Below are 13,587 nucleotides of genomic sequence, written 5' to 3'. Positions count from 1 at the left end.
TCGGGCAGGCCATACGGGGATGACACAAGCAAGAAGCCCAGGTAGAGGTGTGCCGTGCGGCAGCTTCGTGAAAAGCCCGGGTGCGCTGCGGCGAGGTGGGGGCGGGTGCTCCGTGGGGGAGGCTGGTGTTGCGTGAGGGCGGCTGGTGTTGGGGCTGGTCAGGTGCAGGAGGCGGCTCGGTTGAGGAGGAGGGTGCGTTCGCGTTCGTTGCGGGTCATTCCCGCTGCCCGTTCGAACTCCGCTCGTGCCTCCTCCATCCGTCCCAGCTTGAACAACAAATCCCCGCGCACGCTGGGTAGCAGGTGGTAATCCTTCAGGGCCGGCTCGTCCAGCAAGTCGTCCGCCAGGCCCAACGCCACCTCCGGCCCGAATGCGAAACCGATGGCTACCGCGTGGTTCAGGGCGACGATCGGGGACGGGGCCACCAGGGCCAGCGCCTCGTACAAACCTGCGATGCGCAGCCAGTCGGTTTCCTCCGGGGTCTTGGCCACGGCGTGACAAGCTGCGATTCGGGCTTGTAGTGAGTACGGCCCGCCGCCGGCCTTCTCCAGCGCCGCCAGGCCGCGTCGGATCAGCAATTGGTCCCAGCGGCCTCGGTTCTGGTCCATCAACAGCACCGGCTCGCCGTTGGGGCCGACTCTTGCTCGTGACCGGGATGCCTGGATTTCCAGCAGCGCGACCAGGCCGTGGACCTCGGGTTCCTTCGGCATCAGGCCTGCCAGCACTCGGGCCAGGCGTAGGGCGTCGGCGCAGAGTTCGGGGCGGAGCCAGTCGTCGCCGGCTGTGGCGGAGTAGCCCTCGTTGAAGATCAGGTAGATCACGCCCAGTACCGACGCAAGGCGGGCTTCGCGTTCGTTCTCGGCTGGGACCTCGAAGGGCACGTTTGCCTTGGACAGGGTCTTCTTCGCGCGGACGATTCGTTGGGCGACGGTCGACTCCGACACCAGGAAGGCGCGGGCGATCTCCTCGGTTGTCAGGCCGCCGAGCATCTTCAGGGTCAGGGCCACCTGGGCTTCTACCGACAGGACCGGGTGGCAGGCGGTGAACACCAGGCGGAGGAGGTCGTCGTTGATGTCGCCCACGTGGGCGGCGGCGTCGGGGGCGGTGCGGTGTAGGTCGTCGCGGCCGATTTCGGCGAGTTTGCGCTGGTAGTTCTGTTGGCGGCGGATCTGGTCGACTGCCCGGTTCTTGGCGGCGGTCATCAGCCAAGCGCCCGGGTTGCGCGGGGTTCCGGTCTGCGGCCACTGTTCCAGGGCGCTGACCAGGGCGTCCTGGGCGAGTTCCTCGGCCAGGCCCACGTCGCGCACCATTCGGGCCAGGCCGGCGATGAGCCGTGCCGACTCGATCCGCCAGACCGCCTCGACAGCGCGACGCGCATCGGAAGCTGTCACGGTCCAGGATCAGACCAGCTTCCGATGCGCGTCGGCAAGGCGAGAGGGGTTGTGGTTACCTCTGCTGGGCCTTGATCTCCTCGGCGAGCGCGGCCTCGCGCTGCTTGAGCTCGTCGGAGATGTCGAAGTCCTCGGGGGAGAAGACCTGGCGGATCTCGATCTGCGACTGCTCGCCGGTCGGGTTCGGCACGCGCTTCACCCACTCGACGGCCTCCTCCAGGGACTTCAGCTCCAGCAGCCAGAAACCCGCGATCAGCTCCTTGGTCTCCGCGAACGGACCGTCCACCACGGTCCGCTGGTCGCCGTCGAAGTACACCCGGGCACCCTTGCTGCTGGGGTGCAGGCCCTCGCCGGCGAGCATCACGCCGGCCTTCACCAGCTCCTCGTTGAAGGCGGTCATCTCGCGGACCATCTCCTCGCTCGGCATGGCGCCGGCCTCGGTGTCCGCGGTCGCCTTGACGATCACCATGAAACGCATCTGCTTGTCCCTTTCGGAGTGTGCCTTGCTCATCTTGACGAAGTCGGTGGTGTGACGCAGGAGGATCAGCGGCGGACCAGGCGGGTCAGCGTGTAGCGGCCGGGGCCGAGGACCGCGATCAGCAGGAAGGACCACGAGTAGACCGCGGCCAGCTCGCCCATGTTGTGCAGCGGCAGCAGGCCGGCCGGCTGGTGGAAGACGAAGTAGGCGAAGGCCATCGCGCCGGACGCCAGCACGGCAGCGGGCCGGGCCGCCACGCCGACCAGCACGAGCACCGAGCAGACGACCTCGATCGCGCTGCCCCACCAGCCCGGGAACGACCCGACCGGCACGGCGGTGCCCTGGCCGTCGATGCCGCCGAGGAGGCCGAAGCCCTGGAGGCCGTGGCAGGCGAACAGGAAGGACACCACGACCCGGAAGGCGGCGAGCACGAGGTCGTTGCGCTTGGGCGTGGTGCTGGGGGCGGCGGACTCGGTGCGGGCGGACTGGGTGGGGACGGTCGTGGTGGTCATCTCTTCAGCTCCTTCTCGGTGGTCTTGCTCAAGCGACGAACGGCACCCCCGCCGGATCGACACGTCCCGGGAAGTTTTTTGAGATTTTTTGTTTCCGCAGGTCAGAGGGTTGGAGGGGGTGTGGGGGCGTCGGCGGCTGGTGCAGTGGGGCGGTGTGGCGGGCTTGGCGAGGGGCGAGGGGCGAGGGGCGAGGGGCGAGGGGCGAGGGGCGAGGGGTGAGGGGTGAGGGCGAGGGGCGAGGGGCGAGGGCGAGGCGGTCCGTTGGCCGGAGGGGCGAGGGCGGGGTTCGAGGTGGGAGCGGGCGTGCCTCCGCAGGCGCCGGGCGGGTTTGCCGCGGATATTCCCGGCGTCAGGTGGAAGTGCCGGCCGTTCTCAGCCAGTGGTCGCCCCTCCACCGCCCTGTTCGGCTGCCCCAGAATCCGATGGAGGTCGAAGTGGAAGGGGGCGCTGGGACCATGACACCTGGGCTGCACCTCGCCGTCGCGCTCGACGGCACCGGTTGGGACCCATCGACACCCGACGACGGCGCGCGGTTCACGCCGGAGCACTGGGTCGAGCTGGTCCGCGAGGCCGAGCGCGGACTGCTGGACTTCGTGACGTTCGAAGACGACCTCGGGCACGTCGGCCGGTTGGACGCCGTCCTGGTGGCCTCCCGCGTCGCGCCGCTGACCTCCCGCATCGGGCTGGTGCCGACCGTCGTCGCGACGCACACCGAGCCGTTCCACCTGTCCAAGGCGATCGCCACGCTGGACTACGTGAGCAGCGGCCGGGCCGGCGTGCGGGTGCGCGCGTCCGCCTCGCCCGAGGCGGCCCGGCACTTCGGGCGGCGTGAGATCACCGCCGACACCCCGCTCGGCGACCTGCTCGACGAGACTGCGGACTACGTCGAGGTGCTCCGCAGGCTGTGGGACAGCTGGGAGGACGACGCCGAGATCCGCGACGTCGCCACCGGTCGGTTCATCGACCGGGACAAGCTGCACTACATCGACTTCGCCGGGAAGTGGTTCAGCGTCAAGGGTCCCTCCATCACCCCACGCCCGCCGCAGGGCCAGCCGCCGGTGGCCGTGTTGTCGCACGAGTCCCCGGTCCACGCGTTGGCGCGCCGGTCCGCCGACCTCGTCTTCACCACCCCGTACGGCGCGGAGGACGTCCGGACCATCGGGGCGGAGGTGGGAGGTGTGTTGAATTTCGTGGACGTTCTCGTAGGTTTCGGCCGAAAAAATGCGTTGGAGTCCGACGCATTCGCATACACGGGTAGCCCCGCCGAGCTGGCCGACCTGCTCGTGGATTGGCACGCCGCCGGGGCGGCCGGGTTCCGGCTGCGGCCCGCGTCGCTGCCGGACGACCTGCGGGTGATCACGCGAAAGCTGGTGCCGCTGTTGCGGGAACGCGGGGTGTTCCGGACCGAGTACACCGCCACGACGCTGCGCGGCCACCTCGGTCTGCCGCGTCCCGCCAACCGCTACGCCGCCTGAGGAGTGAGATGAAGCAGATCCACCTCGCCGCGCACTTCCCCGGTGTCAACAACACGACGGTGTGGAGCGATCCGGCGGCGGGCAGCCACATCGAGTTCTCGTCGTTCGTCCACTTCGCCCGGACCGCCGAGCGCGCCAAGTTCGACTTCTTCTTCCTGGCCGAGGGGCTGCGGCTGCGCGAGCAGAACGGGCTGATCTACGACCTGGACGTGGTGGGCCGCCCCGACACGTTCACCGTGCTGGCGGGCCTCGCGGCGGTGACCACGCACCTGGGACTGGCGGGCACCATCAACTCCACCTTCAACGAACCGTTCGAGGTGGCGCGGCAGTTCGTGTCGCTGGACCACCTGTCCGGCGGGCGCGCGGGGTGGAACGTGGTGACCTCGTGGGACGCGTTCACCGGCGAGAACTTCCGGCGGGGCGGGTTCCTGCCCGAGGAGCAGCGGTACGAGCGGGCGAAGCGGTTCCTCGACGCGGCGACGACGTTGTTCGACTCGTGGCGCGACGGCGGCGACTTCGCCCACCGGGACGAGCACTTCGACATCTCCGGGAAGTTCGACCTGCCCCGGTCGCCGCAGGGTCGGCCGGTGGTCCTCCAGGCCGGTGACTCGGAGGAGGGGCGGGAGTTCGCCGCCGCCAAGGCGGACGCGATCTTCAGCCGGCACGCGACCCTGGTGGAGGGGCAGGCGTTCTACGCGGACGTCAAGCGGCGGCTGGCGAAGTACGGGCGCACGCCGGAGCAGCTCAAGGTGCTGCCCGCGGCCACTTTCGTGCTGGGGGACAGCGACGCCGAGGCGCAGGAGCTGGCGCACGAGGTGCGGCGGCAGCAGGTCAGCGGGCAGACCGCGATCAAGTTCCTGGAGCAGCTGTGGAACCGGGATCTGTCCGAGTACGACCCGGACGGGCCGTTGCCGGAGGTGGACCCGGTGGTCGGGGAGAACACCATCGCGCGGGGTCGGGCGAGCGTGCGGCAGCACCGGGATCCGTTGGCGACCGCGCGGGAGTGGCGGGAGTTGGCGGCGGCGAAGAAGCTGTCGATCCGGGAGTTGATCATCGAGAAGACGGCCCGGCAGACGTTCATCGGGACGGCGTCGGGGGTGGCTGCGCAGATCAACGAGTTGGTGCAGGCCGATGCCAGCGACGGGTTCATCCTGGTGCCGCACGTGACGCCGGGCGGGTTCGACGTGTTCGCCGACACCGTGGTGCCGTTGTTGCAGGAGCGTGGGGTGTTCCGGGCGGACTACGCCGGGTCTACGTTGCGGTCGCACCTGTTCGGGTCTGCGGAGTCGTCGTAGCGGGCGGCTCTTCGTGGTCGTTGTAGCGGGCGGCGATGGCGGTGGCGCGGGTGTGCAGGGAGTCGCGGAGCCATTGCGGGGTCAGGGCTTCCGCGCCGGCGGCTAGCTGCCACAGTGCCCATTCGGCGTGTCTGCGGTCCTGGAAGGTGACTTCCAGGCGGAGCCAACCGTCCGGGTCGGTGTCTTCGGTGAGGACGGCTACGGCGGTGCGCACCAGGTCCGTGCGTCGTGCCGGGTGGAGTCGGACCAGCGCGGTGACCTGGTCGCCGCCGGTCCGGAAACGGGTGCTGCGTTCCTGCCACGCCCGGTCCAGGTCGACCCGGTCGGGGCGTTGCGCGGGTTCCGTGAGTTCCTCGGCGGCCTGGACGCGGGACAGCCGGTAGGTGCGGTCCTCGCCGGACCTCGTGGCCAGCAGGTAGACCTGCTCGCGCACGGTGACCAGGCCGATCGGGTCCACCGTGCGCCACTGCGGGGGCTGGCCGGCCGCGGCGTAGTGGATGCGCAGCTTGCGCCCGGCGAACACCGCGCGGCGCACCTCGGCCACCACGTCGTCGGGCACCTCGTCAGGGGCTTGTCGGCGTGCGAGGAGGTCGGTCTCCGGGTCGATGAGGAGGCGCTGGACCGCTCCGGCGGCGGTGGCGCGGTAGCTCTCGGGGAGCGCGTCGACCACCTTGCGCATGGCCGAGGCCAGCGCCGTGCCCAGCCCGAACGCCTGCGCGCCGCGCCGTGATCCGGCGACCAGCAGGGCCAGTGCTTCCTCGTGGTTGAGCCCGGTGAGTTCGGTCTGGAAGCCGGGCAGCAACGCGAACCCGCCGTGCCGGCCGCGCTCGGCGTAGACCGGGACACCGGCGGCGGACAGCGCCTCGATGTCCCGCAGCACCGTGCGGGTGGACACCTCCAGCTCGCGGGCCAACGCCGTCGCGGACAGCCGGCCGTGGCGGCGCAGGAGGAGCACCAGCGAGACCAGCCGGTCGGCGCGCATGGTCGAAAACTACCTGGAATACACGACAGAGGGTGTCGTGTATCGGTTGCGAGGCTTGGCGGCATGACGATCAAGGAAGTGGCTACCGAGCCGAACGACCTGGGCAGGTTCTTCATCGAGCGCGGCAACGCGGGGGATGTGGACGGGCTGGTGGCGCTGTACGAGCCGGGGGCCGTGTTGGCCTTCCCGCCGGGGAACCTCGCCAACGGTCATGCGGAGATCCGGGCGGTGTTCGAGCAGTTCGTGGCGGCGGCGCCGGTGTTGACGGCGGGGCGGCAGCATCCGGCGTTGGTCAGTGGGGATTTGGCGTTGACGGTGTCTACGTTGACCACCGGGGAGATGACGGTGGAGATCGCGCGGCGGCAGGCGGATGGGTCTTGGTTGTGGGTCGTCGACCAGCCCATGCTCGTGAGCTGAACGCGCTGGCGCGCTCTCAAGATCAAAAGCGCCTGCGGACGAGCGAACCACCCGATTGAGGGTGAAGGGCGTCGGTTCTCCCATCGCATGGCCATACGGTGGGGAACCGACGCCCTCTATTTGTAAGTGACACCTACCGCACGCGAAGAGCCGCGCTGCGCGCGCGAAGAACCGCGCTTCGCGCGCCTGATCTGCTTTGGGTTACGTGCCGGAGGCTGGTAGGGGAGCGGGTTCGGCGGCGCTGAGGTTTTCTGGGAGTTTCAGGCCCTCGGTGAGGGGGACTAGTTCGGACTGGAGGACCAAGGCTGCCGCGCCGATGGCCGAAGCCGTGGCGGCGTGGCGGGACAGGCGGACGTCCACCGGGTGCGCTGCTCGGGAGAAGAAGGCTCGGTCCAGTTCTTCTCGGACGATGGGTAGGTAGATCGAGCCGGCGATGGCGAAGCTCGGGCCGGTCAGGACCAGGACTTCCAGGTCCATGACGTTGGCCAGGCTTCTCGCTGCCGCTGCGATGTAGCGGGCCGAGCGTTCCAGGATGGCCAGGGCTGAGGGGTCGCCTCGGCGGGCTGCTCGGCTGACTGCCGCGAAGTCGGCGGAGACCGAGCGGGAGTGGGTGGTCAGGCTGGCGGCTCGGGACAACGCCGGGTCGGCGCGGGCGGCTGCTACTACCGCTGTGGGGCCGGCTAGGACTTCCACGCAGCCTCGGGCGCCGCACCAGCAGTCCGGGCCGTTGGCGTCTACGCAGGTGTGGCCGATTTCGCCGGCGTTTCCGCTGGATCCTCGATAGGTCACGCCGTTGATGACCAAGCCGGCGCCGATGCCTGTGCCCATGTAGAGGGCGGCGGAGATGGCGGTTCCGCCTATGCCGCCGGACCAGTGTTCGCCCAGGGCGGCGGCGGTGGCGTCGTTGTCCAGGACTACCGGGAGGCCGGTGGCGCGTTCCAGCGCTTGGCCGAGGGGGTAGTCCTCCCACTTGCGCATCGCGGGTGGGGTGAGGCCCATGCCGGTGGTGGGGCTGAGGGGGCCTGGCGAGACCAGGCCCACGCCCAGGACTCGGTCGCGGTCTACGCCCACGCCGGTCATCAAGGCCGTGACCTCGGTGGCCATGCGGTCGACAACGGTGGCGGGTTCGGTTGCGCCTGCGCCTGGGCGTGAGATCCGGGCGACTACCGCTCCGCCCAGGTTCGTGAGCACGTAGGTGATGCCGGCGTGGTCCAGGTGCACGCCCACCGCGTAGCGGGACGCGTGGTTGAGCTGGAGCAGCACTCTGCGCTTGCCGCCGGTGGACTCGGCGCGGCCGGTTTCCACGACCAGGCCCTCGTCGATGAGCTTGCGGACGACGGTGGAGATGGTCGCCCCGGTGAAGCCGGTCGCGTTGATCAGGCCGACTCGGCTGATGGTGCCGGCCGCCCGGATGACGTCGAGCACGGCCGCCTTGCTGCTGGCGTGCTGGCTCATGACGTCGGCCCCCTGTGCGTCTTAGTTCGTTCGTCGGTCGAAGCGTAGCAACTTGGCGGGTAGATGACCGCGAGGTGTTGACTTCGTTTCTTCGTTGACTTAACAATCTGCCTCGACGGCGTGACCGGCCACGAGAGGATCGATGATGTTCCTGAAGGCGAAGCGTTCACGGGCGGTGGCGGCGGGGATCGCCGCGCTGGCCATGCTGGCGACGGCGTGCGGTGGGTCGAGCACACCGGCCGGAGGGGACGGCACGCTGGTCGTCTACACCGGCCAGTCCGGTGACTGGCAGCTGAACTTCAACCCGTTCTCCCCGACCGCCCTGGAAGGGCCGGGCACGATCTTCGAGCCGCTGTTCTTCTACAACAACATCCGGGACGTCGAGCCGCGCCCGCGCCTGGGCAAGACCTTCAAGTGGAACGCCGACGGCACCCAGCTCGACATCGAGCTCCGCGACGACGCCAAGTGGACCGACGGCCAGAAGTTCACCGCCGACGACGTCGTCTTCACCCTCGACATGGTCACCAAGAACGCCGCGATGAACGGCACCGGCTACAAGGGCGCCGCCACCGCCGTCGACCCGACGCACGTGTCGATCAAGTTCCCCGAGCCCTCGTTCATGGAAGGCCCGCAGATCCTGGGGCGCATCTGGATGGTGCCCAAGCACAAGTGGTCGGGGCTCGCGACGCCCGCGACGGACGTGGTCAAGGAGCCGGTGGGCACCGGGCCGTTCCAGCTCGACGAGTTCAAGCCGCAGGCGTTCACGCTCAAGTCGAACCCGAACTACTACGCGGGCGAGCCGGCCCTGAAGAAGGTCCGCTACCTGGCGCTCTCGGGCAACCAGTCCGGTGAGGCTGCGCTCAGGGCCGGTCAGATCGACTGGCAGACCGGGCCCGTGCCGGACATCAAGAACGTCGAGAAGAACTACCCCGGGTACAAGGCCATCACCGTCCCGATGAACCAGACCGCCCTGTTCACCTGCTCGAACGCGGCGCTCGGGTGCGTCGGGCCGCAGACCGACGTGGCTGTCCGCAAGGCCGTCTACTACGCCGTCAACCGCACCCAGATCAACCAGCTGGCCTTCGAGAACACCTCCAGCGAGATCTCCCCCGGCGCCGCCCTGCTGGAACGCGACCGCGACCAGGTCTCCACCAAGCTCAAGGAGAGGACCGCGCCGATGCAGCCCGACGAGGCCAAGGCCACGTCCCTGCTGGAGGGCGCGGGCTACACCAAGGGCGCGGACGGCATCTACCAGAAGGACGGCAAGCCGCTGGCCCTGTCGCTCAAGGTCGTCGCCGGCTGGACCGACTACATCACCGCCGTCGAGACGATGAGCCAACAGCTCCAGAAGGTCGGCATCAAGATCAACCCGCAGCAGCTGTCCTGGAACGAGTGGTCCGACGCGCGCGGTCGCGGCCAGTACGAGCTGCTGATCGACGCCCTGCACCAGGGGCCCGCGCCCGACCCGTTCTACAACGCCTCCTACTTCTACAGCACCGCCACCACCGCGAAGGTCGGCGAGATCGCCAACCCGAACTTCGCCCGCGTCAGCGACCCGGCCATCGACGCCGCCCTGGCCGCGCTCAAGGGCATCGACCCGGAGGACGACGCCAAGCGGCAGCCGCACTTCGACGCCATCCAGACCCGCATCGAGGAGCTCGTGCCGTACATCCCGATCCTCACCGGCGGCACCACCAGCGAGTACAACGCCAAGAAGTTCACCGGCTGGCCCACCAAGGAGGACCTGTACGCGTTCCCGGCCGTCTGGGCGCGCCCGGAGCACTCCGAGATCTTCCTGAAGCTCAAGCCGGCGAGCTGACATGCGCTACCACGCCCGCAAGCTCGCGTTCTACCTGGTCGCCTTCTGGGCCGCGCTGACGCTGAACTTCTTCATCCCGAGGCTCATGCCGGGCAACCCGGTGGACATCCTCATGGCGAAGCTGGCCCAGCGCGGCGGCACGGTGGACCCGTCGGCCCGCCGGGCGTACGAGCTGCTGCTCGGCTCCGGGTCGGACGAGTCGCTGCTGTCGCAGTACTTCTCCTACCTGGGCAACATGTTCCGCGGCGACCTCGGCGTCTCGGTCAGCTCGTTCCCGACGCCGGTGTCGGACATCATCGCGGAAGCGCTGCCGTGGACGTTGGTGCTGGTGGGGATCGCGACGTTCCTGTCGTTCGCCCTCGGCGTCGTCCTGGGCACGCTGGTCGGCTGGCGGCGCGGCACCTGGCTGGACAGCCTGGTGCCCGCCACCACCGTCCTGGCCGCGGTGCCGTACTTCTGGCTGGCGCTGATCCTGGTGGCGCTGCTGGCGTCGGGCCTGGGCTGGTTCCCGCTGCTGGGCGGGTACGACGTGGTGCTCTCGCCGGGCTGGGACCTGGAGTTCCTCGGCTCGGCGGTCTACCACGGGACGCTGCCCGCGCTGACCATCGTGCTGTCGTCGGTGGGCGGCTGGCTGCTCGGGATGCGCAACATGATGGTGTCCACCACGTCGGAGGACTACGTGCTCACCGCGAAGGCCAAGGGGCTGCGCGATTCCCGCATCATGATCCGGTACGCGGCGCGCAACGCCGTGCTGCCGTCGGTGGCGGGGTTCGCGATCTCCCTGGGGTTCGTGGTGGCCGGGTCGATCATCACCGAGCAGGTGTTCTCCTACCCCGGCATCGGCTCGAAGCTGTTGCAGGCCGTGCAGAACAACGACTACGCCCTGATGCAGGGCATCTTCCTGGTGATCACGGTCGCCGTGCTCGGCGCGAACCTCGTGGTCGACCTGCTGTACGCCGTCATCGACCCGCGCACCCGCGTCAGCGGCTGAACCAGGAGCGGACACCGTGACCAACCCCAGTACCGTTCCCGCCGCCTCCCCGCGCGGGTGGCGCGCGATGCTGCCGCGCCGGTCGCCCAAGCTGCTCGTCGGCACCGGCCTGATCGCCGTGATCGCGCTGTTCGGCCTGGTCGGGCCGCTGTTCGTGGGCGACCCGGCGACGATCCGCGACCTCGGCCTCACCCCGCCCGGCGGCGACTTCCCGCTGGGCACCACGCTGACCGGCCAGGACATCCTGGCCCAGCTCGCCCACGCCACCCGGGGCTCGCTGTACATCGGCCTGCTGGTCGGGCTGATGGCGACGGCGCTGTCCGCGTTGTTCGGCATCGTCGGCAGCTACGTCGGCGGGTACGTGGACGAGGCGTTCTCGTTGTTCTCCAACGTGATGCTGGTGATCCCCGGCCTGCCGCTGGTGATCGTCATCTCCGCGTTCGTGCCCGCCGACCAGCGCGGGTCGTGGACCATCGCGGTGGTGCTCGCCATCACCGGCTGGGCCGCGTCGGCGCGGGTCCTGCGGGCGCAGACCCTGTCGCTGCGCAACCGCGACTACGTGGCCGCGGCGCGGGTGTCCGGCGAGCCCGCGTGGCGGGTCATCGGGGTGGAGATCCTGCCGAACCTGTTGCCGCTGTTGGCTTCCCAGTTCGTGTTCTCGGTGGTGTACGCGATCCTGAGCGAGGCAGGGCTGTCGTTCCTCGGCTTGGGCGCGTCCAACTCGTCCACGCTGGGCACGATGTTGTACTACGCCCAGAACGGGTTCGCGTTGCAGCGCGACGCCTGGTGGTGGTTCGTGCCGCCCGGTCTGATCATCGCCTTGTTCGGCTGCGGCTTGGCGTTGGTGAACTTCAGCATCGACGAGATCATCAACCCCAAGCTGCGCGACATCCCCAAGCGCGGCAAGGCTCCGGAACGGTCGCCGCGACCGGTTGCCCGGCCTGATGAGGACGTGGTGCTCACCGTCGACGGCCTGTCGGTGGTGTACCAGGTCGGCGTGCCCGTTCATGCGGTGAAGGACGTCTCGCTCACCTTGCGGCGCGGGGAGATCCTGGGCCTGGCCGGCGAGTCCGGGTGCGGCAAGACGACCTTGGCCTACGCCGTGAACCGCCTCCACCGCCCACCCGCCGAGGTCACGACCGGTTCGGTGACGTTCCACGACCGGGACGGCGGCGACATCGACGTGCTCGCACTGGGGACCGAGGAGCTCCGGGAGTTCCGCTGGTCGAAGCTGTCGATGGTGTTCCAGGGCGCGATGAACGCCCTCAACCCCGTGACCACTGTCCACGCCCAGCTCGACGACGTCCTCACCACGCACCGGCCCGAGATGTCCAAGGCGCAGCGGCGGGCCAAGTGCGAGGAGGTGCTGCGGCTGGTCGGCGTGGACGTGCGGCGACTGACGTCGTTCCCGCACGAGTTGTCCGGCGGCATGAGGCAGCGCGTGATGATCGCGATGGCCCTCCTGCTCGACCCGCAGGTGATGATCATGGACGAGCCGACCACCGCACTGGACGTGGTGGTGCAACGCGGCATCCTCCGCGAGATCCTGAGGTTGCGCGACGAGATCGGCTTCGCGGTCTTGTTCATCACCCACGACCTGCCGCTGCTGCTGGAACTGGCCGACCGGATCGCCGTGATGAAGGACGGCGAGGTCGTCGAGTACGCCCCGGCGGCGGACGTCTACGCCGCCCCCGCCCACCCGTACACCCGCAAACTCCTCGACTCGTTCCCCAGCCTGACCGGCGAACGCGGCGCGTTCGTCCGAGAGACCTCCGGGAGTGCCTTGTGACCACGCTGGAAGCGCAGAACCTGGTCAAGGACTTCCATGTCAGGGTTGGTCTCAAGCGGGTGCGGCTGAGGGCGGTCGACGACGTGTCGTTCACGCTCACCCCGGGCCGCACGGTCGCGTTGGTCGGCGAGTCGGGCTCGGGCAAGTCGACCATTGCCCGCATGATCGCCCGCTTGGAGAAGCCCAGCGGTGGCCGGATCACCGTGCACGCTGAGGGGCGGGAGGTCCCGTCTAAGCATTATCGGGACCATGTGCAGATGGTCTTCCAGGACCCTTTTGCGTCCTTGAACCCTTTCCACACTATTGCCCATCATTTGGAACGGCCGCTGAAACTGCACGGCCGGCCGCATGGGAATGCGGAGGTGGTCAGGCTTTTGGGTCGAGTCTCGCTGCCGGAGGAGGTTGCCGGGCGTCGTCCTCATGAATTGTCTGGAGGTCAGCGCCAGCGGGTGGCCATTGCTCGGGCTTTGGCTCCGGGGGCGAAGGTTGTGGTCGCTGACGAGCCGGTGTCCATGCTGGATGTGTCGATTCGGTTGGGGGTGCTCAACCTGTTGGCGCGGTTGCAGCGGGAGGAGGAGTTGGCGGTTTTGTACATCACGCATGATCTGGCTACGGCTCGGCATTTTTCGGATGACATTTTGGTGTTGTACAAGGGGCGGGTGGTGGAGCGGGGGCCTGCCGACGACGTCATCCTCAATCCGCAGCATCCTTACACCAAGATCCTTGCTTCGGCTGCACCGAATCCGGATGCTCGGGGACGGCTTCTCGACATCGATCCGGCTGAGGTCGAGAGGGCGGGCGCGGAACCTGCGGTCACCCACTACACCACCGCCGACCGAGCCTGATCCAGCTGGTTCACGCGGAGCGCGGGATGCATTTCCCGCCGCCGACGCTCAGTCCAAGCGCGGGTGCTACGCGCCGAAGGCGCGAGCCGAAGCGGCTAGCGCCCACGGGAAGGGCCTCGGTTTCTTTCCCCGTCCGGC

12 protein-coding genes are annotated in these 13,587 nt (G+C 69.0%); 7 read left to right on the top strand and 5 right to left on the bottom strand.

Annotated elements, in window-relative coordinates; translation table 11 throughout:
- Positions 1–158: 158 nt before the first annotated feature.
- From WBN91_RS36195 to WBN91_RS36185, 3 genes are all read right to left on the bottom strand, one after another.
- Complete coding sequence (locus WBN91_RS36195) at positions 159–1,391, bottom strand: RNA polymerase sigma factor (protein ID WP_337728776.1); 1,233 nt, start codon at positions 1,389–1,391, stop codon at positions 159–161.
- Positions 1,392–1,446: 55 nt separating this feature from the next.
- A complete protein-coding gene (locus WBN91_RS36190) occupies positions 1,447–1,869 on the bottom strand; it encodes a YciI family protein (RefSeq protein WP_337728775.1) in 423 nt (140 codons plus the stop codon).
- A gap of 65 nt (positions 1,870–1,934) precedes the next feature.
- Positions 1,935–2,381, bottom strand: a complete 447-nt coding sequence (locus WBN91_RS36185) for a DoxX family protein (protein WP_337728774.1) — start codon at positions 2,379–2,381, stop codon at positions 1,935–1,937.
- A 455-nt stretch (positions 2,382–2,836) separates the two neighbouring features.
- On the opposite strand from WBN91_RS36185, the gene WBN91_RS36180 reads away from it, so the two are divergent.
- Entirely contained in the window at positions 2,837–3,856 is a 1,020-nt protein-coding gene (locus tag WBN91_RS36180) for an LLM class flavin-dependent oxidoreductase (protein WP_337728773.1), read from the top strand.
- A gap of 8 nt (positions 3,857–3,864) precedes the next feature.
- Complete coding sequence (locus tag WBN91_RS36175; protein WP_337728772.1) at positions 3,865–5,151, top strand: NtaA/DmoA family FMN-dependent monooxygenase; 1,287 nt, start codon at positions 3,865–3,867, stop codon at positions 5,149–5,151.
- Here the strand turns inward: WBN91_RS36175 and WBN91_RS36170 are convergent.
- Positions 5,108–6,133: a helix-turn-helix transcriptional regulator gene (locus WBN91_RS36170; RefSeq protein WP_337728771.1), complete on the bottom strand. Its 1,026-nt coding sequence runs from the start codon at positions 6,131–6,133 to the stop codon at positions 5,108–5,110. The genes WBN91_RS36175 and WBN91_RS36170 overlap by 44 nt on opposite strands.
- Positions 6,134–6,211: 78 nt before the next feature.
- On the opposite strand from WBN91_RS36170, the gene WBN91_RS36165 reads away from it, so the two are divergent.
- Positions 6,212–6,550 (top strand): YybH family protein, encoded by a 339-nt coding sequence (locus tag WBN91_RS36165; protein ID WP_337728777.1) that lies wholly within the window; start codon positions 6,212–6,214, stop codon positions 6,548–6,550.
- 201 nt (positions 6,551–6,751) lie between these two features.
- On the opposite strand, the gene WBN91_RS36160 is transcribed toward WBN91_RS36165, so the two are convergent.
- Positions 6,752–8,005: an ROK family transcriptional regulator gene (locus WBN91_RS36160; RefSeq protein WP_337728770.1), complete on the bottom strand. Its 1,254-nt coding sequence runs from the start codon at positions 8,003–8,005 to the stop codon at positions 6,752–6,754.
- A 142-nt stretch (positions 8,006–8,147) separates the two neighbouring features.
- On the opposite strand from WBN91_RS36160, the gene WBN91_RS36155 reads away from it, so the two are divergent.
- From WBN91_RS36155 to WBN91_RS36140, 4 genes are read left to right on the top strand one after another with little or no spacing between them, the layout of a single operon-like run.
- Positions 8,148–9,824 (top strand): ABC transporter substrate-binding protein, encoded by a 1,677-nt coding sequence (locus WBN91_RS36155; protein ID WP_337728769.1) that lies wholly within the window; start codon positions 8,148–8,150, stop codon positions 9,822–9,824.
- Position 9,825: 1 nt separating this feature from the next.
- A complete protein-coding gene (locus WBN91_RS36150) occupies positions 9,826–10,815 on the top strand; it encodes an ABC transporter permease (RefSeq protein ID WP_337728768.1) in 990 nt (329 codons plus the stop codon).
- Positions 10,816–10,831: 16 nt separating this feature from the next.
- Positions 10,832–12,604, top strand: a complete 1,773-nt coding sequence (locus tag WBN91_RS36145) for a dipeptide/oligopeptide/nickel ABC transporter permease/ATP-binding protein (RefSeq protein WP_337728767.1) — start codon at positions 10,832–10,834, stop codon at positions 12,602–12,604.
- Complete coding sequence (locus WBN91_RS36140) at positions 12,601–13,449, top strand: ABC transporter ATP-binding protein (protein ID WP_337728766.1); 849 nt, start codon at positions 12,601–12,603, stop codon at positions 13,447–13,449. The genes WBN91_RS36145 and WBN91_RS36140 overlap by 4 nt, the downstream gene beginning before the upstream one ends.
- Positions 13,450–13,587 lie beyond the last annotated feature (138 nt).

It is taken from the genome of Saccharothrix sp. CCNWYY140 (assembly GCF_037401995.1).
GTDB lineage: Bacteria > Actinomycetota > Actinomycetes > Mycobacteriales > Pseudonocardiaceae > Actinosynnema.
This window is presented reverse-complemented; position numbering and strand designations above follow the sequence as displayed.

Coding starts and splice junctions, on each gene's coding strand:
- WBN91_RS36190 (WP_337728775.1), bottom strand. CDS start 1,869: ATGCGTTTCATGGTGATCGTCAAGGCGACCGCGGACACCGAGGCCGGC.
- WBN91_RS36185 (WP_337728774.1), bottom strand. CDS start 2,381: ATGACCACCACGACCGTCCCCACCCAGTCCGCCCGCACCGAGTCCGCC.
- WBN91_RS36180 (WP_337728773.1), top strand. CDS start 2,837: ATGACACCTGGGCTGCACCTCGCCGTCGCGCTCGACGGCACCGGTTGG.
- WBN91_RS36175 (WP_337728772.1), top strand. CDS start 3,865: ATGAAGCAGATCCACCTCGCCGCGCACTTCCCCGGTGTCAACAACACG.
- WBN91_RS36170 (WP_337728771.1), bottom strand. CDS start 6,133: ATGCGCGCCGACCGGCTGGTCTCGCTGGTGCTCCTCCTGCGCCGCCAC.
- WBN91_RS36160 (WP_337728770.1), bottom strand. CDS start 8,005: ATGAGCCAGCACGCCAGCAGCAAGGCGGCCGTGCTCGACGTCATCCGG.
- WBN91_RS36155 (WP_337728769.1), top strand. CDS start 8,148: ATGATGTTCCTGAAGGCGAAGCGTTCACGGGCGGTGGCGGCGGGGATC.
- WBN91_RS36150 (WP_337728768.1), top strand. CDS start 9,826: ATGCGCTACCACGCCCGCAAGCTCGCGTTCTACCTGGTCGCCTTCTGG.